The organism is Candidatus Accumulibacter sp. ACC012 (assembly GCF_907163155.1).
Classification (GTDB): Bacteria; Pseudomonadota; Gammaproteobacteria; order Burkholderiales; family Rhodocyclaceae; genus Accumulibacter; species Accumulibacter delftensis.
The window spans coordinates 33,645-52,846 of sequence record NZ_CAJQUC010000012.1; the positions used below are offsets into that span (position 1 = coordinate 33,645).

The 19,202-nt window shown below is 62.9% G+C and carries 16 protein-coding genes and 1 other RNA gene; 5 read left to right on the forward strand and 12 right to left on the reverse strand.

Going from position 1 to position 19,202, the window contains the following annotated elements:
- Nucleotides 1-81: 81 nt before the first annotated feature.
- The 8 genes from fliM to fliF all read right to left on the reverse strand — a co-directional run bounded on the left by fliM (nucleotide 82) and on the right by fliF (nucleotide 8,414).
- Nucleotides 82-1,086, reverse strand: a complete 1,005-nt coding sequence (fliM, locus tag QZ648_RS13370) for a flagellar motor switch protein FliM (RefSeq protein WP_169068425.1) — start codon at nucleotides 1,084-1,086, stop codon at nucleotides 82-84.
- Between the two features lie 6 nt (nucleotides 1,087-1,092).
- Nucleotides 1,093-1,650, reverse strand: a complete 558-nt coding sequence (locus tag QZ648_RS13375; protein ID WP_291997370.1) for a flagellar basal body-associated FliL family protein — start codon at nucleotides 1,648-1,650, stop codon at nucleotides 1,093-1,095.
- 75 nt (nucleotides 1,651-1,725) lie between these two features.
- Nucleotides 1,726-2,847, reverse strand: coding sequence for a flagellar hook-length control protein FliK (locus QZ648_RS13380; RefSeq protein ID WP_291997371.1), 1,122 nt, complete (start codon nucleotides 2,845-2,847; stop codon nucleotides 1,726-1,728).
- A 67-nt stretch (nucleotides 2,848-2,914) separates the two neighbouring features.
- Complete coding sequence (gene fliJ / locus QZ648_RS13385; RefSeq protein ID WP_169068428.1) at nucleotides 2,915-3,364, reverse strand: flagellar export protein FliJ; 450 nt, start codon at nucleotides 3,362-3,364, stop codon at nucleotides 2,915-2,917.
- A 99-nt stretch (nucleotides 3,365-3,463) separates the two neighbouring features.
- Nucleotides 3,464-4,882: a flagellar protein export ATPase FliI gene (gene fliI / locus QZ648_RS13390; RefSeq protein ID WP_169068429.1), complete on the reverse strand. Its 1,419-nt coding sequence runs from the start codon at nucleotides 4,880-4,882 to the stop codon at nucleotides 3,464-3,466.
- Nucleotides 4,879-5,673: a flagellar assembly protein FliH gene (locus QZ648_RS13395; RefSeq protein WP_291997372.1), complete on the reverse strand. Its 795-nt coding sequence runs from the start codon at nucleotides 5,671-5,673 to the stop codon at nucleotides 4,879-4,881. Before QZ648_RS13395 ends, fliI begins: the two co-directional genes overlap by 4 nt.
- A gap of 13 nt (nucleotides 5,674-5,686) precedes the next feature.
- Complete coding sequence (gene fliG, locus QZ648_RS13400) at nucleotides 5,687-6,685, reverse strand: flagellar motor switch protein FliG (RefSeq protein WP_291997373.1); 999 nt, start codon at nucleotides 6,683-6,685, stop codon at nucleotides 5,687-5,689.
- Complete coding sequence (gene fliF, locus QZ648_RS13405) at nucleotides 6,675-8,414, reverse strand: flagellar basal-body MS-ring/collar protein FliF (RefSeq protein WP_291997374.1); 1,740 nt, start codon at nucleotides 8,412-8,414, stop codon at nucleotides 6,675-6,677. The genes fliG and fliF overlap by 11 nt, the downstream gene beginning before the upstream one ends.
- 103 nt (nucleotides 8,415-8,517) lie before the next feature.
- Here fliF and QZ648_RS13410 point away from each other — a divergent pair, with 103 nt between their 5' ends.
- From QZ648_RS13410 to sulP, 5 genes are all read left to right on the forward strand, one after another.
- Complete coding sequence (locus QZ648_RS13410) at nucleotides 8,518-9,741, forward strand: ATP-binding protein (RefSeq protein ID WP_291997375.1); 1,224 nt, start codon at nucleotides 8,518-8,520, stop codon at nucleotides 9,739-9,741.
- A gap of 15 nt (nucleotides 9,742-9,756) precedes the next feature.
- Nucleotides 9,757-11,130, forward strand: a complete 1,374-nt coding sequence (locus QZ648_RS13415; protein WP_291997376.1) for a sigma-54 dependent transcriptional regulator — start codon at nucleotides 9,757-9,759, stop codon at nucleotides 11,128-11,130.
- 73 nt (nucleotides 11,131-11,203) lie between these two features.
- The gene (gene fliE / locus QZ648_RS13420; protein ID WP_169066829.1) at nucleotides 11,204-11,524 is read left to right on the forward strand and encodes a flagellar hook-basal body complex protein FliE; all 321 of its coding nucleotides are present in this window, start codon (nucleotides 11,204-11,206) and stop codon (nucleotides 11,522-11,524) included.
- Nucleotides 11,525-11,581: 57 nt separating this feature from the next.
- Nucleotides 11,582-11,887, forward strand: a transfer-messenger RNA (tmRNA) gene (gene ssrA, locus QZ648_RS13425).
- A gap of 187 nt (nucleotides 11,888-12,074) precedes the next feature.
- Nucleotides 12,075-13,808 carry a sulfate permease gene (gene sulP / locus QZ648_RS13430; protein WP_169066830.1) on the forward strand — a complete coding sequence of 578 codons (1,734 nt, stop codon included), beginning with the start codon at nucleotides 12,075-12,077 and terminating at the stop codon, nucleotides 13,806-13,808.
- A 53-nt stretch (nucleotides 13,809-13,861) separates the two neighbouring features.
- On the opposite strand, the gene QZ648_RS13435 is transcribed toward sulP, so the two are convergent.
- From QZ648_RS13435 to QZ648_RS13450, 4 genes are all read right to left on the reverse strand, one after another.
- On the reverse strand, nucleotides 13,862-14,935 hold the full coding sequence (locus tag QZ648_RS13435; RefSeq protein WP_169066831.1) for a 3-deoxy-7-phosphoheptulonate synthase: 1,074 nt from the start codon (nucleotides 14,933-14,935) through the stop codon (nucleotides 13,862-13,864).
- Complete coding sequence (mfd, locus tag QZ648_RS13440; RefSeq protein WP_291997377.1) at nucleotides 14,932-18,363, reverse strand: transcription-repair coupling factor; 3,432 nt, start codon at nucleotides 18,361-18,363, stop codon at nucleotides 14,932-14,934. The genes QZ648_RS13435 and mfd overlap by 4 nt, the downstream gene beginning before the upstream one ends.
- Nucleotides 18,364-18,507: 144 nt before the next feature.
- Nucleotides 18,508-18,705 carry a hypothetical protein gene (locus QZ648_RS13445; RefSeq protein ID WP_169066832.1) on the reverse strand — a complete coding sequence of 66 codons (198 nt, stop codon included), beginning with the start codon at nucleotides 18,703-18,705 and terminating at the stop codon, nucleotides 18,508-18,510.
- Between the two features lie 208 nt (nucleotides 18,706-18,913).
- Nucleotides 18,914-19,180: an ATP-binding protein gene (locus QZ648_RS13450; RefSeq protein WP_169066833.1), complete on the reverse strand. Its 267-nt coding sequence runs from the start codon at nucleotides 19,178-19,180 to the stop codon at nucleotides 18,914-18,916.
- Nucleotides 19,181-19,202: the final 22 nt, after the last annotated feature.

The following is a 19,202-nucleotide window of genomic DNA, read 5'->3' on the forward strand; positions in this document are numbered from 1 at the left end:
GCAGCCCAGTCGTCGTCACTGCCCGTGTTGTCAGCAGTGCCTGCGTCCGTGGCTAGAAAGTCGAATTCGTTCGTTTCTTCCTTATCCATTGCTTTCTCCGGCAGGGGCTTCCTCGTGATCAGCGGCCATGAAACGTTCGACCTTGAGCGCGTATTGGCCATCCTGCTGCCCGTAGCGGCACTCCATCACTGGCACATCGTCGACCAGGGCGATGATCTTGTCGGGAATGTGGATGGGAATGATATCGCCGACTTTCATCTCCAGAATCTGGCGCAGGGCGACGCTTGTCGTGGCCAGCTTGGCAGTGATCTCCACCTCGGCATTCTTCAATTGCTTGCGCAACATGACGATCCAGCGTCGGTCGGTTGACAGCTGGTCGCTCTGCATGGTGCTGTAAAGCAGATCGCGAATCGGTTCAAGCATCGAGTAGGGAAAGCAGATGTGCATGTCTGCACTCGAGCCACCGAACTCCAGCGAAAAACTGGTCGAGATGACGACCTCCGAGGGGGTGGCAATATTCGCGAACTGCGAATTCATTTCCGAGCGAATGTATTCAAACTTCATGTCGTATACCGGCTTCCAGGAGCGCGAATACTCGGTAAATACGACCGCCAACAGTCCCTGGATGATGCGTTGTTCAGTGGCTGTGAAATCACGGCCTTCAACGCGCGTATGAAAGCGGCCATCGCCGCCGAACATGTTGTCAACCACCAGAAAGACGAGACTTGGGTCGAAAACGAACAATGCCGTGCCGCGCAAGGACTTGGCAGCAACCAGGTTGAGGTTGGTCGGGACCACCAGATTGCGGGTGAACTCGCTGTATTTCTGCACCCGTATCGAGCCCACCGCGATTTCGGCGCTACGATGCATATAGTTGAAGAGGCCGATGCGCAGGTAACGGGCAAAGCGTTCATTGACCAGTTCGAGCGTCGGCATGCGCCCGCGAACGATTCTTTCCTGCGTTCCGAGGTTGTAAGGGCGAGGACCGCTACCCAGGTCGTCTGCCTCCTCCGGTTCGTCGGCTTCGCCGCTGACGCCACGGAGCAGGGCGTCGACTTCATCTTGAGAGAGGAAATCCGCACTCATTGCCGGTCACTGGATGATGAATGAAGTGAACAGCACTTCCTTGACTGGCCAGTCGTTCTTTTTCCCTTTGCCGGCCGGATCAAGGACATCGTTCATCTTCTCCTTGATTTCGGCGGCGAGCCGAGTCTTGCCTTCGCTGTTGATCAAGTCCGAGGCCTTCTTGCTCGACAGCAGCAGGGTCAGGTCGTTGCGCAGCTTCGGCATGTACTGTTTGAGTTGTTCGTCGACCTGCGCATCCTCGACCTCGACCGAAAGAATCAACTGCAGATACTGGTCGCCGTTTTCGGGTACGAGATTGACCGTAAATGCTTCAAGGGCGACATAGACCGGCGCTGCGTTGTGGTCTACTTTCTTCCTTTTGGACGGCTTGGGCCTTTCCCGCGGGGCATCGGCGTACTCCTCGTCATACTCCGCCGCCGGCTTCAAGAGGAAGTAGGCGCCGACCCCGCCGAGGCCGAGCACCAGTACCAGGATGGCAATGATGATGGTCAGCAGCTTCTTCTTGCTTTTCACTGGTGGCGCGGCACCCGCGCCGTCAGCTTCGGCTTTTGCATCCTTGGCCATTCAGCAACTCTCTCCCTTGTTGGTTCGCCTGGTGGTGTTCGGTTAAGACCTGCTTCACCCCGGGCGGTCGCTTCTCTAGGCGAAAATGTCGACCAGCGCGCTGCCGCGGTGCGTACTGATGCTCTGGCCCAGCAGAGCGCTGACCGAATCGCCGCCAAGTATAGCCGTATCGGACACCGGGCGGGGTGACCCCGACGCTTGTCGTTGGCTATCGGCGGATTGGCGGAAGGACTCGCTGCCGACGCTGACCTGTCCGAGGTCGATTCCCGCATTGGCGAACATTTCGCGCAGGCGCGGCAATGCCGCTTCGATGGCCCCGCGAACATCGGCGTTCGCTGAAACGAAGTGTGCGTTGGCGCTGTCCTTGTCGATTTTGAGGGTGATTTCGATGCTTCCCAATTGCGGCGGATTGAGTGTCAATTGCGCGAGTTGCTTGTCGCTGGCTGCGAACCACAGCAGTTTTTGACCGAAATCCGTGGCCCAGGAGGGATCGCGGAGTGCTGTCTGCAGGCCCAGGGAAGTTTCCGGCACGATGCCTGCGCTGGCATTGGGCGCCTGGCTCACTGGCGAGAGCGTGGCCAGGTTGCTGGCCGGCAATACTTGTTGTTCCGGGCGCTTCATGTCGTTTTGCCCAAAAGCCGGCGCGAGCAAGTCGGCAACGGCAAATTTTGCCGCTTTGCCTGCGCTGGTCCAGGCCATAGGCGCTGTCGATGCCGCCCACGCCCCTCTCTCGTCGCTGCCGGGGGAGGATCCTTGTGCACTCTCGCTGCTTGCCGATGCCGTCGCAGCCGAGGCGAGCAGCGGCGAGCCAGGCGTCGGCAAGGAGATGCTCAACGGCGAGCCAGGCGTCGGCAAGGAGGTGCTCAGCGGCGCGATTTCGGCGCGATCGCCGCGGCTCGCAGGATTGACGGCCTGCAGGGAGGGCAGCTGGTTTAGCTGATTCAGCCCGAGCATGGCCAGAAGCTCGCCGCCTGCGAAATCAGGTGCTGCCTCGGGAAGGGTCGCCATGTCGTCAGTGACGGCTTCGCTGCTTTCGGAAGCGAGCGGCGCGGCGCTGACTGGCTGCGCCAGCAGAACGCTTGCAAAGTCCAGCCCGGTGCTCTCATCACCAACCGCCAGCGGGTCGCTGGCGCCACCTGCTGCGGACGCTCCCAGGACGGCTGCCGGGGCGAAGCTTGCAACGATTGTAATGCTCATGGACGATCCTCCTCGACAAGTCTTGCCGATAGCCAAGCAATTATCGTTCCATACAGCGTTGGCGAGTCTATTCGCCGTCTTCTTTGTCGTGCTTCCGGCGAGCGGCCCACTCGTCCTGTGCCTTTTGCTCCTGACGCCCTTCCAGCTTTGCTTCGCTGGCGCGATGGCGTTCGAAAAGGGCATCAAAGGCTTGCAGCCGCTTGCGCTGCTGTCGCCATTCTGCCTGGCCGCTGGCGGTGTGCGATTGCTGCTGGTGGACAGCCTGCAACTGCTGCTTGATGGCTTCGTCGAGACGCTTCAGGAATTCCTGATAGTTGCGCCATTCCGGCTGTCGCAGGCCGCCTTGCACCGCCTTGCGAAAGCGCTCGCTGTAGTCATCGCGATACTCTTCGAGCATGCGAAGCTTGCCCTGCGCGTCACGTTCCGAGGCAATCAGGCGTGCCAGACGTTGCGTGGCTTCGTCGCTACGGTTCTGCATGAGGTCCAGGACCGCTTGCAGGGAGAAGGGTTTCGGCACATTGAACTCGATGAGGTCGGTGAAGTCGGCGGGCTTGGCAGACTAATTGATCGCCGCCTTGGGGCGGGAAGGCTGGCGAGTAGGGCCGCCTGGCCTGGATCAGGGGTTGGCAGCAAACAGCGCCTGAAGTTGCGCGATGCTGGTGTCGAAGTCGGCACGCTGGGCGAGATTCTGTTGCAGCAGTACTTCGAATTTCGGATAGATGGCGATGGCCTGGTCGAGTTGCAGATCCGAACCTGCCGCGTAGGCGCCGACGCTGATCAGGTCGCGGGAACGCTGGTAGCGCGAGAAGAGTCCCTTGAAACGGCGAATGTTGTCGAGGTGCGCCGGGCTGACCAGATTGACCATCGCGCGCGAGATCGATTGCTCGATATCGATTGCCGGGTAGTGCCCGGCGTCGGCCAGCGTCCTTGACAGGACGATGTGGCCGTCCAGGATCGCGCGCGCCGAATCGGCGATCGGATCCTGCTGGTCGTCACCTTCCGCGAGCACGGTGTAGAAGCCGGTGATCGATCCGCCGCCGTCGGCGCCGTTGCCAGCGCGCTCGACCAGTTGTGGCAGGCGAGCGAAAACTGACGGTGGGTAGCCGCGGGTGACCGGCGGCTCGCCGATGGCCAGTGCAATCTCGCGTTGGGCCATGGCGTAGCGCGTCAGTGAGTCCATGATCAGCAGCACATGCCGGCCTCGATCACGGAAGTACTCGGCGATGCAGGTCGCGTAGGCAGCTCCCTGCAGGCGCATCAGCGGGCTGACGTCGGCCGGTGCGGCGATGACTACCGAGCGGCGCAAGCCTTCCTCACCAAGAATCTGCTCGATGAACTCCTTGACCTCGCGACCGCGTTCGCCGATCAGCCCGACGACGATGACGTCAGCTTCGGTATAGCGGGCCATCATGCCCAGCAGTACGCTCTTGCCAACACCGGAGCCGGCGAACAGACCCATGCGTTGGCCACGGCCGACGCAGAGCAGGGCGTTGATGGCACGGACGCCGACATCGAGCGGCTGCTCGATCGCTGCTCTCGACATCGGGTTGACCGGTCGGCTCTGCAGCGGCCGAAGTGATCCGGTCTCCAGCGGGCCAAGCTTGTCGAGTGGGCGGCCAGCACCATCGAGGACGCGGCCGAGGAGTGATTCGCCCACCGGGACCAACTTTGCGCGGTCAATCGAGCGTCGCCGCGCCGGTGGTGGTTGACCGATTCGGGGTGGCTGCTTCGGCGCTTCGAGGGCCATGACGCGGGCTCCCGGGGGCAGGCCATAGACGTCTTCCGACGGCATCAGAAAGAGGCGTTCGCCGTTGAAGCCGACGACTTCTGCTTCGATTGGCGAGCCGCCCGGCGGCACGATCCGGCAAGAACTGCCGAGCGGTAGTCGCAGCCCCGAGGCCTCCATGACCAGGCCATTGATGCGCGTCAGGTGGCCGCTGGGAAGCAGCGAACTGACCTGGCCGGCCGCCTGTCCGCAGCCCTCCAGAAAGCGGCGCCAGGCAGCGAGTTGCGGATTGTCGACAAGCTCGCTCATCGTTCGTTGGCCTTTCCTTCGGGCGCCTTGCCCGCGAGCCATTCCTCGCTGATGCCGATGCCTTCAACGACCCGCCGCCAGCGCGTTTCCAGTGTTGCGTCGACTTCGCTGGCACCGACTTCGACTCGACATCCCCCCCGCGTCAGCGTGCCGTCCTCGACGATTCGCCAGTTGATGTGCGGCATTTGCTCGCCCAGATGATTGCGCACCAGCGTCGCATCGTCGGGGTGAACGAACAGCAGCGGCTGTCCGTGATGCGGGTGCAGCGTGCTGACGGCTTCTTTGACGACCGCCAACAGTAACTCCGGCTGCACGCTCAGGCTTTGCCGCAAGACCTGATTGGCGACCTCCATGGCCAGGGTCAGCAATTGATCGGCGACGCCCTGGTCGATGCCGCTCATCGCCTGCTGCAGGTTGTCCATCAAGGTCGCCATGGCCTCCGCCGATGCCTGCGCGGCAGCGATGCCTTCCTGGTAGCCGGCGGCATAGCCTTCCGCGTGCGCGTCGTGATGCATGCGCTCGATATCTGCGGCTGTCGGCAGGACCAGAGGCGGTTCTGCCGGCTCTTGCGTGTCGACGCTGTCCGCGGCCACGGTTTCCTCCGTCTGCAGGTCCGCGTCAGCGGGGTCATGGTGCAGCGTGCCGTTGGCAGGCGACGCCTCAGGTGGCGGCGCTGGGGGATGTGGCACCTTGTGTTGTGGCGCATCGGCTTCGCTGGCCTGCTCGTCGAACGCAGCGACCTCCCAGCGCTGGTAGGCAGTCAGTTTCTCTTTGGGGATCCAGTTGCTCATGGGGCGTGCTTACTCAGACCATTTCCTCACCGCCGGCCCCGCCAAGGACGATCTGCCCCTCGTCGGCGAGGCGGCGGACGATCTTGAGGATCTCTTTCTGCTCGCTTTCGACTTCGGAGAGCCGCACCGGTCCGCGCGAGTCGAGGTCTTCGCGAAGCATTTCCGCAGCGCGTTGCGACATGTTCTTGAAGATCTTTTCGCGCAGCGATTCGGTGGCTCCCTTCATGGCCAGGATCAGTGATTCGGACTGAATCTCGCGTAGCAGCTGCTGGATCGCTCGGTCGTCGAGATCCATCAGGTTTTCGAAGACGAACATCTCGTCGAGGATCTTCTGCGCCAGGTCAGGGTCGTATTCGCGGATCGAGTCGACTACCGAGGTTTCGTTGGCGGCACCCATGAAGTTGAGGATCTCGGCGACCGCCCGTACGCCGCCCAAGGCTGATTGCTTGACACTCGCGGAACCCGAAAGCAGGCGCAGCATGACGTCGTTCAACTCTTTCAAGGCTTCGGGCTGAATGCCTTCGAGAGTTGCTATACGCAATACCACGTCGTTGCGCAGGCGCTCGGAAAGCTGGTTCAGGATGTCGCTGGAATGGTCATGGGCGAGGTGGACGAGAATCGTGGCGATGATCTGGGGATGCTCGTTCTTGATCAGGTCGGCGACGGTTGGCGCGTCCATCCACTTCAAGCCTTCGATGCCATTGGTGTCGCCTGGCTGCAGGATCCGGGAGATCAGGTTGGACGCCTTGTCGTCGCCGAGGGCCTTGGTGAGTACCGAGCGGACGTAGGAATCGGTATCGAAATTGACGGCGGCGGACTCTTCGGCGGTGCTTTGGAACTCGGCGAGCACTTCGGCGACACGTGTGCGGGGAACCGATTTCAGGGCGGCCATGGCGTGCCCCAGCTTCTGCACGTCCTTTGGCCCGAGATGCTTGAGCACCTCGGCCGCGTAGTCTTCGCCAAGCGCGATCAGCAGGATGGCGCTTTTCTCGATGCCGTCTTCAGCTGGCATTGGCGCCGGTCCATTCCCTGATGATGTTGGCTACCGCGCGTGGGTCCTGTTGCGCCAGCGCACGTGCCTTGGCGAGTTGCTGTTCGAGCAGCATGGCCGCTGTCGGCACCTGTTCCTCGCCGTCGCCTTCTTCGCCCTCCTCGCCGGCAAGGAGATCGATGGTGCCACCGACGCCGCTTTCGCTGGCTGCCTCCGGGTGCAGAATGGTCTTCAACAAGGGACGCACGACGCCGAGCAAGAGATAGGCGATGATGCCGGCAAGCGCGCCGTACTTGAGCAGTTCCTTGACCAGCGAGACCATTTCCGGGTCTCGCCACAGCGGCAAGGCGTCCTCTTTATCGAGGGCCGTGAAGGGCGCATTGGCGACTGAAACGCTATCGCCGCGATCCTTGTTGAAGCCCATCGCCTCCTTGACCAGATCGCTGATCTGCTTGATCTCCGCGTCTGACAACGGCTTGCTGACGCTCTTGCCGTCCTTGTCGATTTCCTGACGCTGATTGACCACCACTGCGCCGGACAGGCGCTTGATGGTTCCGACGGCGTTCTTGACGTGGCGGATGGTCTTGTCGACCTCGTAGTTGATAGTTGCGTTCTTGCTGGTGTTCAGGGGTTGTCCGACACTGCCAATCAATGCCTGCACTCCGGCGGCGTTGATCTGTCCGGGGACGGGAGGCTGGCCCGCGGCGGCGGGTCCGGCGCCAGGTACGGCGGGCTGGGTCAGCGGTGCCGTCGCCGGTACCGGTGGTTGATTGCTGAGCGCACCGGGAACGCCTTGAGCGGCCGGGGTGGTGCTCGCGCTTTCGCTGCTTTGCTGGCTGCGAATACTGATGTCCGGGGGGGTGCTGTTCGGTCGATGCGTTTCGGCTGTTTGCTCGCTTTGCGAAAAGTCGATGTCAGCGGCGATCTGGACGCGTGCATTGTCGGGTCCGACAATCGGCGCGAGGATGTCCTCGACCCGCTTGATAATGCTCGCCTCAACTTGATGAATATAGCTCGCCTGCGTCGGATCGAGGCCGGCTTCCAGCAGTGCATTTTTCTTTCTCGACAGCAAGGCGCCGCTCTGGTCGAGCAGGGTAACGCTGGCGGGCAGCAACTGCGGGACGCTCGCGGCGATGAGATTCTGGATGCCGGCGACCTGGGTGGGGTCGAGCGCGCGTCCCGGGTAAAGACTGAGCAGTACCGACGCCGATGGCTTCTGATCTTCGCGCATGAAAACGCTTGGCTTTGGAATCGCCAGGTGCACCCGCGCCGCCCGCACGGCGGCGATCGACTGGATAGTTTTCGACAGCTCACCTTCCAGGCCGCGCTGGTAATTGACCTGTTCGGCAAACTGGCTGATGCCGAACTTCTGGGCCTCCATCAACTCGAAACCGACGGCGCCGCCGCGCGGCAGTCCCTGCGACGCGAGGCGCAGGCGGACATCGTGCACGCGGCTCTCGGGAACCAGGATGGCGCTGCCGGTGTTGCTGAACTCGTAGGGGATGTTCATCTGCTCGAGCGCAGCGATAATTGCGCCGCCGTCGCGCTCGGAAATATTGGAGAACAACACTCTGAACTCGTTTTGCCTGAGCCAGGTAGCGCTGACGACGAGGAGCGCAATGACCGCCGCGATCGAGACCATCAGCACCACTTTCTGCTTGTCGGTCAAACGCGCCAATGCCTCGCGAGCGCGATCCAGCGGTTTGCCCGCGCCTGCTATCTCTGTGGTTTCGGTTCCGGCTGCGGCCATGCGCCTGATACGGTAAAAGCCTGCGTTGCTGCAGGCGAAAAGCAAAAAATGATGACAATTACTCTGCTATTGTAGCTGTTAAATGCAAGGGACTTCCCATCGGATGAAGCAAGTCGTACAAGCGCCGGGCAATGAACTCAAGGCGCAGGAACTGCAACGCGCTTTCGACGCTTTCAACCAGGTTTCGCTGGCGCTGACGCAGTCGTACCAGGGATTGCAGGGCCGGGTCGAATCATTGACCGTTGAACTGGCGGTTGCCAACGGCGAGCTGCGCCGGCAATACGAAGAAAAGGAAGCACTTTCCGAGCGCCTGTCGCTGTTGCTCAAGGCCTTGCCGGCTGGCGTCGTGGTGCTCGACAGCGCGGCTCGTGTCAGTGAGGCCAACCCGGCGGCTAGCGAGATGTTCGCGCAGGTGATGATCGGCGAATCCTGGCCCGCGCTGGCACAGGCCAGGCTGGTTGCGGCCGAGGCGCCGGACGAGTGGCAGCTTGGCGCGCGCCGCCTGGCGATTGCCGAGAGTCCTCTGGATTCCGCCGGCGGGCGAATTTTGCTGATTCACGACGTGACCGCAGCGCAGGCCCTGAAGACGGAACTGGAACGTAATCAGCGCCTGGTAGCCATGGGTGAGATGGCTGCTTCGCTGGCCCATCAGCTACGCACCCCGCTGGCGACGGCCTTGCTCTATAGTGCCAACCTGGCGCAGCCGGGACTTGCCGAGACTGCGCGCCTGCGTTTCGCCGACAAGGCGAGCGCACAGCTGAAACGTCTCGAGCGCCTGATCCAGGAAGTGCTGCTCTTTGCCCGCGGCGAGAGCATCGGCCGCGATTCGACGCCGGCCCGGCAACTGCTCGCCGAAGCTGCGCAGACCGTCGAACCCCTGTTCCTGGCGAAGGGAATCGCTTTCCGGATTGTCGGCGGCAGCGCCGAGACGGTCGTCACCGGTAGCCGCAAGGCCTTGGTCGGCGCGCTCGTGAATCTACTCGAGAATGCCCTGCAGGCCTGCCTCACGGCGGGCGAAGTGAGCGAACTCGGCGCCGTCACTGCAGCGACTGAACGCGCCGAAGTCACGCTTGGTGCCGAGCTGCGCGCTGGCCAGCTGCGCATTGCTGTCCGCGATACCGGCGCCGGGATCGCGCCGGAAATCCAGGCGCGCGTCTTCGAGCCCTTCTTCACGACCAGCGGGCAGGGGACCGGGCTTGGTCTGGCCATCGCGCTGGGGGTCGTGCGTGCCCATGGTGGGGCGATGACGGTACACTCGGTGCCGGGCGAAGGCTCGGAATTCGTAATCATGCTGCCGGTCGCATTGGCGATCGAGCAAGCTTTGTAAGGATCAAGCAAGCCTATGACGCCGGCTTTGCCGATATTGGTGGTAGAAGACGACGCCGCCTTGCGCGAGGCGGTGTGCGATACCCTCGAACTGGCGGGCCTGGCGGTCGTCTCCGCAGGTGGTGGCGACGCGGCGCTGCAGCTGCTCGCTGAACGGACCGTCTCGCTGGTGGTCAGCGATGTACGCATGCGGCCGATCGACGGCATCACCCTGCTCAAGGAAATTCGCTATCGCCATCCCTATTTGCCGGTCGTGCTGATGACCGCTTTCGCCGACGTGGACCGCGCCGTCGAAGCCATGCGCGCGGGTGCTTGCGACTTTCTGTTGAAACCGTTCGAGCCGAAGGCCCTGCTCGATCACGTGCAGCGCTATCGTCTACCCGAAGCGCACGCTAATGAGCGAGCGATCGCCATCGATCCGGTGAGCGTCAACCTCTTCGCGCTTGCCGGGCGGGTCGCGCAGAGTGACAGCACCGTCTTGCTGACCGGCGAAAGCGGCGTTGGCAAGGAGGTGGTGGCGCGCTTCATTCACCAGCATTCGGCACGCAGCAAAGGTCCGTTCGTGGCCATCAACTGCGCAGCCATTCCCGACAGCCTGCTCGAGGCCACCCTTTTCGGTTATGAAAAAGGCGCCTTCAGCGGCGCCCAGCAGGCGCAGGCCGGCAAGTTCGAGCAAGCGCAGCACGGCAGTCTGCTGCTCGACGAGATCACCGAAATGCCGCTTGGCCTGCAAGCCAAGCTGTTGCGCGTCTTGCAGGAGCGCGAAGTGGAGCGGGTCGGCGGCAAGCAGCCGGTGATCCTCGATATCCGGGTCATCGCCACTTCCAATCGTGACATGGCCGACGCCGTCGCCAGAGGCCACTTCCGTGAAGACTTGTTCTATCGCCTGAACGTCTTTCCGCTGCTGATCCCGGCGCTGCGCCAACGCGGCGAAGACATCGCACCGCTGGCGCGCCATTTTCTTGCCCAACACGGCCTTCGTGCCGGTCGTCCGGGTCTGCGCCTGTCCGCTGCTGCGGAAACGGCGCTGCGTCAGCACGCCTGGCCGGGCAACGTTCGTGAGTTGGAGAACGTGATGCAGCGGGCGGTCATTCTAGCTCCCGGCGACCGGGTCGAAATCGATTCCCTGCATCTGGCGGCTGCAGCACCGCTGGCTCCGAGCGCCGCGCCGCGGCGGGAAATGGCCGCGCCGACAACGACCGTCGCCGCGTCTCCAGCAGCCGCTCGGAACGCCAACAAGATGAGCGAAGTGGAGCGGGAGCATATACTGGCAACCTTGGCGTCGGTCGATGGCTCGCGAACTCTCGCCGGGCAGCGCCTCGGGATGTCGGAGCGGACCTTGCGTCACAAGTTGCGACAGTATCGCCTCGACGGTTTTCTGAAGACGTGATCCTCTGATCAAACCGAGTGGAAAGCAGGCATGAGTCTTGCTCCACTAAATTGGGCAGTGCTTGGAGAAGAGAATGGACAGCAAAGGTATCGAGCAGATGTTGAGTGTATTGCAGGCAACGTCGGCGACCGCCGCTGGTCGTGTTGCCGAGGCGCAGAGCCCTGCAGCAGGGGCCGACTTCGCGCAGGTGTTGCAGAATTCGATCGCCCAGGTGAGTCAGACGCAGCAGCAGGCGGAAGCCATGGCGGCAAATTTTGCCGCCGGCAATAGCACCGAGAACCTGCACGAAGTGATGGTCGCGCTGCAAACGGCCAGCCTTTCGTTCCAGGAAATGATCCAGGTGCGCAATAAACTCGTCTCCGCCTACCAGGACGTCATGAACATGCAGGTCTAGGCGGCTGGAGCGAGCCGCCGCGACGCCGCGGTTTTGTAGGGGCCATGTCGGGAACTGGCGGATTTTCGACCTTGTATTCCCGCGGCGCTGCACCCATAATGCCTTCCATGGTCGTAATTCCGGCAAACCGGAAGCGTTCTGGACGCGGGTTCGATTCCCGCCACCTCCACCACTGCGGGGGTGCACCGGTTTCGACAGGGTGACAGATGGCGAGCAGGCGGCCCGAGAGGCGACGGACGTAATCCGCGCAAAACCACAAACGCCAATGATGAGCGTTTCGCACTGGCCGCTTAAGGCCTGCTGAGGACGTAGCCGTCCAATAAACAGAATGGCTATCGGTGGGGGCTTCGGCCCCCACCGTCATTTCACAGGTCGACAGGCTTGCCGTGCCTGATCCGGTCCATCACGACCCTGGCCCGCAAGCTGGCAGCCGCCTTGCTTGTAGTGCGACGCGTCGCCAATGCCGCTTTTCCCCTGGCCAACACTTGGCGGAACGCTGACGAATCGCGGTATATTGTCGTTACATCTCTTCCTTTCAGGGGACTCAGACATGAAAGCTGGCACTCTTTTCTCCTTCCTGGGATCTGGCCTGCCCTTGATCGCGACACTGCGAGGCTATCGACTGGCCTGGCTGGGCAAGGATTCAATTGCCGGGCTTTCAGCGTGTATCGTCTCGATCCCGTCGGTGATTGCCTATGCCGAGCTGGTACACCTGCCGGCGATTACCGGCTTGTACGCGGCGCTGGCAGCGGCGATCGGCTACGCGCTCTTTTCCAGTTCACGGCACGTCATCGCCGGACCGGATGCGGCGATCGGCCTGCTCGCCGGGTCGGCGATCCTGCCGCTGTCGGGTGGAGATCCGGCACGCATGGTCGTTCTGGCGGCGGTGCTCAGCATCCTGTCGGGTATCGTGTTGTTGCTCGCCGCGCGCTTGAAGCTGGGCGTGATTGCCGACCTGCTGTCCCGACCAGTCCTGATCGGCTACTTGAACGGTGCTTCGCTGGTGCTCATCGCCACGCAGCTCGGCAAGATGTTCGGCATCAAGACAGAGGGTGAAGAATTCTTCCAGATTGTGTATACGGTGTTCCAGAAATTGCCTCAGACGCATCTGGCGACTTTCTTTTTCGGGGTGCTGCTGGTGGCCATGCTGGTTGCCCTGGCGCGCTGGCTGCCACGCGTGCCGGGCGCGCTGGCGGTCTGTGCAGTGGCGATCCTTGCCACCTTCTTCCTTGATCTGGGCAGCTACGGCATCGCCCTGGTCGGTGAGGTGCCTTCGGGATTTCCGCAGCTGACGATTCCGATACCGGAGTGGTCCGATGTCGCGGCACTTGCCCCGGCTGCCGTAGCGATTGCTTTCCTGGCATTTTCAGACGGCATTCTTCTGGCGCAAACCTTTGCCGAAAAAAATGGCTACGAAGTGAACCCGAACCGCGAACTGGTCGCCCTCGGCTCGGCGAACATACTGGCCGGGCTGTGGCAGGGCTTTCCCGTTTCGGCCAGTCAGTCACGGACCTCGATCGTCGATTCGTCTGGTGGCAAGACGCAGCTGGCGCAACTGATTCTGGCCGGGGGTCTGCTCCTGTTCCTGTTCTTCCTCACCGGTCTGATCGCGCTGCTGCCAAAGGTGGCCCTGGGTGCGATTCTGATCGTCACCGCCATCGGCATGGTGGAAATGGCGTCGCTCAAGGGTTTGTACAAGATCGATCGTGTCGAGTGCGGCATTGCCTTGGGCGTGACCGCAGCGATACTGCTGGCGGGTGTCGTGCCGGGCATCATTCTCGGTCTGCTGCTGTCGCTGACCACGGTGCTGGTCCAGGTTTCTCGCCCCCGTGACGCGGTGCTCCGCCGCCTGCGCAGCGACGGCAAGTTCCACGACTGCCTCGAGGACGAGGAAGCGGAGAGCGTGCCGGGCGTGCTGGTCTATCGCCTTTACGCGCCGCTGATCTTTGCCAACGCCAGGCACGTCGTGAACCGTCTGCGGGCGCTCGTTGACGAGGCGGAGCCGCCGGTCAAGTGGCTGGTCATCGATGCGCAGGCGATCCACGACATGGACGTCACGGCGGCGCAACGCTTTGTGGAACTGCATCGGGAACTGGTTGCCAGGGGCGTTGACGTCAAGATCGCCGATGCGCCGCGGCCGTTCCGGGAAGAACTCGCCAGGGTAGGTCTATCCGAGGAAATTGGTGGCGCGGACTTTTACGTTTCCGTCAAGCAGGCAACCCAGGCCTTCGAGCGCCACGTCGTTTCCTCCGACGAGGAATCCGGCATCGCGCCGCCAGCTTAGGCGAGTGAGTACACGCCCGCTTCCTGTCAGCGGCGGCTGCCGATTCAGCGAGGTCAGTCGCCTCGCGTCGGCAGCACCTCGCGCAGCAGGCGGGCGGCGTCGCGGATCATTTTTTCGGTACTCTCCCAGTCGACACAGGCGTCGGTGACCGAGCAGCCGTATTTCAGCTGTGACAGGTCTTCGGGGATCGACTGGTTGCCGGCGATGAGGTTCGACTCGACCATCACGCCGACCAGCGACTGGTTGCCCAGGCGCACCTGGTTGACCACATCGGCCATCACCAGTGGCTGCAACTCGGGCTTCTTGTAGCTGTTGGCATGCGAGCAGTCGATGACGATATTACTCGGCAAGCCGGCCTTGAGCAGTGCCTGTTCGGCCATCTGCACGCTGACCGTATCGTAGTTCGGGCGACCGTCGCCGCCGCGCAGGACCAGGTGCCCGTAACGATTGCCGCGCGTGCGTACGATCGACGTGCGTCCCTGGCCATTGATACCCAGGAAGCTGTGCGGCCGCGAGGCTGAAAGGATGGCGTTGATGGCAATGGCGACGTCGCCATTGGTGCCGTTCTTGAACCCCACCGGAGTGGACAGGCCGGACGAGATCTCGCGGTGCGTCTGCGACTCGGTGGTGCGCGCGCCGATGGCCGTCCAGGCAATCAGATCGCCCAGGTACTGCGGCGAGATCGGGTCGAGGGCCTCGGTACCGGCGGGCAGGCCCATTTCGGCGAGCTCGAGCAGGAACTCGCGTGCTTTCTGCATGCCCTGATCGACACGGAAGGAGTCGTCCATGTCCGGGTCATTGATATAGCCTTTCCAGCCGGTCGTGGTGCGCGGTTTTTCAAAATAGACGCGCATCACCAGGTACAACGAATCGCTGACCTCATCAGCGAGCGCCTTCAGGCGGCGCGCATAGTCGAGGCCGGCGATCGGGTCATGGATCGAGCAGGGTCCGACGACGACAAACAGGCGGCGGTCACGGCGGTCGAGGATATTGCGCAGGACCTCGCGGCCGTTCATCACCAGGCCAGCGGCGGCCGGCGAAAGCGGCAGGCGGGCGTGGATTTCCTCGGGGGAAGGCATGGCGTCAAAGGCGCTGACGTTGATGTTGTCAATGTCGAAATGGGTCATGGTTTTGGCAAACGGCTGAGTTGATGAATCATGTCCTTGACCGCGCTAACGCGGTCGGCGAGCGTTGGGCAGTGGCGCTTGAGGAGCAGTTTATCGGGCCCGGAGAGACGGTAGTTGCGGTCCCTCTGAATCAGATTGATGATGCACATGGGGTCGATCGGCGGTTCGGCTTCGAATTGCACGACGATCTGTTCGCCAGTGGCGTCGAGCTTGCTCACCCCGAGCGGCTTGCAGAGCAGGCGTAGGCGGTGGCTGTCGAGCAGGGCACGGGCCTGTGGCGGCAACTCGCCGAAGCGATCGACCAGTTCTTCCTGCAGGTCGGCGATGTCGTCGCCGGTCGTGCAGTTGGCAAGGCGCTTGTAGAGGGCCAGTCGCTGCTGGACGTCGGGAGCGTAGTCGTTGGGCAGCAGCGCCGGGGTGTGCAGGTTGATCTCGGTAGTGATCGCCAGCGGCTGCAAGAGGTCTGGCTCCTTGCCCTGTTTGAGGGCCGCGACGGCGCGGTTGAGCATCTCGGTGAACATATTGAAGCCGACTTCCTGCATTTCTCCCGACTGGTTGTCGCCGAGAACTTCTCCGGCGCCGCGGATTTCCAGGTCGTGCATCGCCAGGTAGAAACCGGCGCCGAGCTCATCCATCATCTGGATCGCTTCCAGGCGTTGCCGGGCCTGCTTGTTGAGCGCCGCGTCGTCGTGCGTCAGCAGGTAGGCATAGGCCTGGTGGTGCGAGCGGCCGACGCGACCGCGCAGCTGATGCAGTTGCGCCAGGCCGAACTTGTCGGCGCGATTGATGACGATGGTGTTGGCGTGCGGGTTGTCGATGCCGGTTTCGATGATCGTCGTGCACAGCAGGACGTTGACGCGTTGTTGTGTAAAGTCGCGCATTACGCGCTCCAGCTCACGCTCTTTCATCTGGCCGTGGCCAACGACGATGCGTGCTTCGGGCAACAGCTTTTCGAGCTTGCTGCGCATGTTCTCGATGGTGTTCACTTCGTTGTGCAGGAAATATACCTGCCCACCGCGTTTGAATTCGCGCAGTAGCGCTTCGCGGATGATGCCGTCCGAGAAGTGGGTGACGAAGGTCTTGATCGCCAGGCGCTTCTGGGGCGCGGTGGCGATGACCGAGAAGTCGCGCAGGCCTTCGAGCGACATCGCCAGGGTGCGCGGGATCGGTGTCGCGGTCAACGTCAGCACGTCGACCTCGGCGCGCAGCGCTTTCAGTGCCTCTTTCTGGCGGACGCCGAAGCGGTGCTCCTCGTCGATGACCACCAGCCCGAGACGGCTGAACTTGACGTCCTTCTGCAACAGGCGGTGCGTGCCGATGACGATGTCGAGCGTGCCCTCGGCCAGTTCGCGCAGCGCCTGCGCCACTTCGGCATTGGTCTTGAAGCGGGACAGCTCGGCGATTCTTACCGGCCAGTCGGCAAAGCGGTCGTTGAAAGTCTGGAAGTGCTGTTCACAGAGCAGGGTGGTCGGGCAGAGGATGGCCGCCTGCCGACCGCCGGCGACGGCGCAGAAGACGGCGCGCAGGGCGACTTCGGTCTTGCCGAAGCCGACGTCACCGCAGACCAGGCGATCCATCGGCCGGCCGGATTTCATGTCTTCGATCACCGCCGCGATCGCCGTCGCCTGGTCTGCGGTCTCTTCAAAACCGAAGCCGTCGGCGAATGCGTCGTGATCGTGCGTCTTGAATTCGCAGGCGTGCCCCTGGCGTGCGGCGCGCAGGGCGTACAGCGCGAGCAGCTCGGCGGCCGTGTCGCGGGCCTGCAGCGCCGCGCGCCGTTTCGCTTTTTCCCATTGTGGTGAGCCGAGTGCGTGCAGCGGTGCGGCGTCGGGGTCGGCGCCCGAATACCGCGAGATGACGTGCAGTTGCGCCACCGGCACATAGAGCTTGGCCTCGCCGGCGTAGTGCAGTTCGAGGAACTCCATCTCGCCTTCACCGAGATCGAGGTGAATCAGGCCCTGGTAGCGGGCGATGCCATGCTGCTCATGGACCACCGGCGAACCGACCTTCAGCTCGGTGAGGTCGCGCAGCCAGTTGTCGACCGTCGCCTTGCGTTGCGCCGCGTGGCGGGCGCGCCGCGAGGGACTGTCGGCGTAGAGCTCGGCTTCGGTGATGATCGCCAGCTGCGCGAGCTGGAAACCGTCGTGCAGTGGCGCCACGGCCAGGGCGAGCTTGCTGTCGGCGGCCAGGAAGGCGGCCAGGTCGCTACTCGCGCTCGGCGCCAGAGCGTATTCTGCCAACAGCTCGCTCAGCGTTTCGCGGCGTCCGGCAGTTTCGGCGAGCAGCAGCACGCGGCCCGGGAAGCTGTCGATGAAGCCTTTCAGCACGTGCAGCGGATCCTGGGCACGGCGGTCGACGGCCAGCGGTGGCAGGGCCTGTGCGGGTCCGTCCGTGCCGGCGGTGAGGTTCACGCGGGCGTAGGATTTGGCGGCGACGAAGAACGGCTCCTCGGCGAGGAAGAGCTGCGCCGGTAGTAGCAGCGGGTGGCTGCGATCGCCGGAGAGCATGTCGTAGCGTGACTGCGCCTCGCGCCAGAAGGCACGGATCGCCTCGGGCACGTCCTTGTGCAGGACGAGGACCGTCTCCCTGGGCAGGTAGTCGAAAAGGCTGGCCGTTTCTTCAAAGAACAGCGGCAGCCAGTATTCGATGCCGGCCGCCGCAACGCCGTTCGAGACATCCTTGTAAATCCGTGACTTGCCGGGGTCTCCTTCGAACATTTCCCGGAAACGCTGCCGGAAACGCCTGCGGCCCTTTTCGTCGAGGGGAAACTCGCGCGCCGGCAGCAGGCGAATTTCCGGGACCGGATAGAGCGTGCGCTGGGTGTCGACGTCGAAAGTCTTGATGCTTTCGATTTCGTCGGCGAAGAGATCCAGCCGGTACGGCAGTTGCGAGCCCATCGGGAAGAGGTCGATGATGCCGCCGCGGATCGAGTATTCGCCCGGCGCCACGACCTGCGTGACGTGCGCGTAGCCGGCCAGCGTCAGCTGCGCGCGGAATGGCTCGGCGTCGAGTTGCTCGCCCTGCTTGATAAAGAAGGTGTAGGCGGCCAGATAGGCCGGCGGAGTGAGGCGGTAGACCGCCGTTCCGGCAGGAACCAGCAGCACGTCGCACTCGCCGCGCATGACTGCATAGAGCGTCGCCAGACGCTCGGAAACCAGGTCGTGATGCGGCGAGAAACTGTCGTAAGGCAGCGTTTCCCAGTCCGGCAGCAAGCGGATGCGCAGATCGGGAGCGAACCACGGGATTTCCACGAGCAGGCGTTGCGCGTCGGCGGCACTGGCCGTGAGTACCGCGAGCATGCGCCGCCCGGGGCCGGCAGCAGTGGCCGCCTGGGCGATCAGCAGTGCGTCGGCCGAGCCGGCAAAGGAGGGAAACTGAAGCTTTTCGCCGGCTTTGGGCAGCGGCGAGCGGGGAAGCAGTAAGGACAATGAATGCGACTCGCGACTCGATTTCTGTATTGGGGTGAACTGCGCACGCGGCTCACGGCAAGGCAGTGAAAGGGCGGGATTATAGCCGATCAGTCCGCGTCGCCGGCGTCGTCCCAGCGCGCGACGAGGATAATAGCGTGCGTCTTACGCAAGATCTGGAGGTCGATCGGCGAAGAATTGGCACAGCCCGCGGTCCGGAATCTGCTGGCTGGCGTACGAGAAGCCGCCAAGCGTGGCCATCTCCGTTGCCGCCTGGCGAATGAAACCCAGGGCTGCGCCTGCCAGGCTGCTGCCAATCGTCACCCGCTGCACGCCAGGTTCGCCAAGCTGCGCGACGCTCAAGACGGAGCCGCTCAGCTCATGACCACCGTCAGCGGGCCGCGCGTCACGCGCCGGGCTTCGCGTGCCAGGCCCGATAAGGGAATGCTGCAGGGCCGACTATGCAAACCGCTGCATCGCGACCGATTGCCGACCGGCACGAGCTTTAAGCGTACCCATTCGGCGAGCAACCCAGGGCATTGAAAGCGGAGGTAAGGAGTGCTGGATTGGCCTATCCATCAACCAATCCCGGCACCGTCACCTGAAAATTTGTTCCATCGCTCAAATCGCTTTCTACCCGCAACGAGCCACCGAGGCTGCTCACCAGGCGCTGGACGATAGTCAAACCCAATCCTGAACCCTCGGGGTGGCGGCCTGCTGCGTCTTCCAGTCGCACATGCGGCAGAAAGATCCTGTCGATGTGTTTCTCGTCAATGCCAATGCCGGTATCGATGACTCCCGGTGGCGAATTGAGGAGGCGTTCAAACGGATCAAGCATCGCCTGGCGCCTGGCCCTCGAA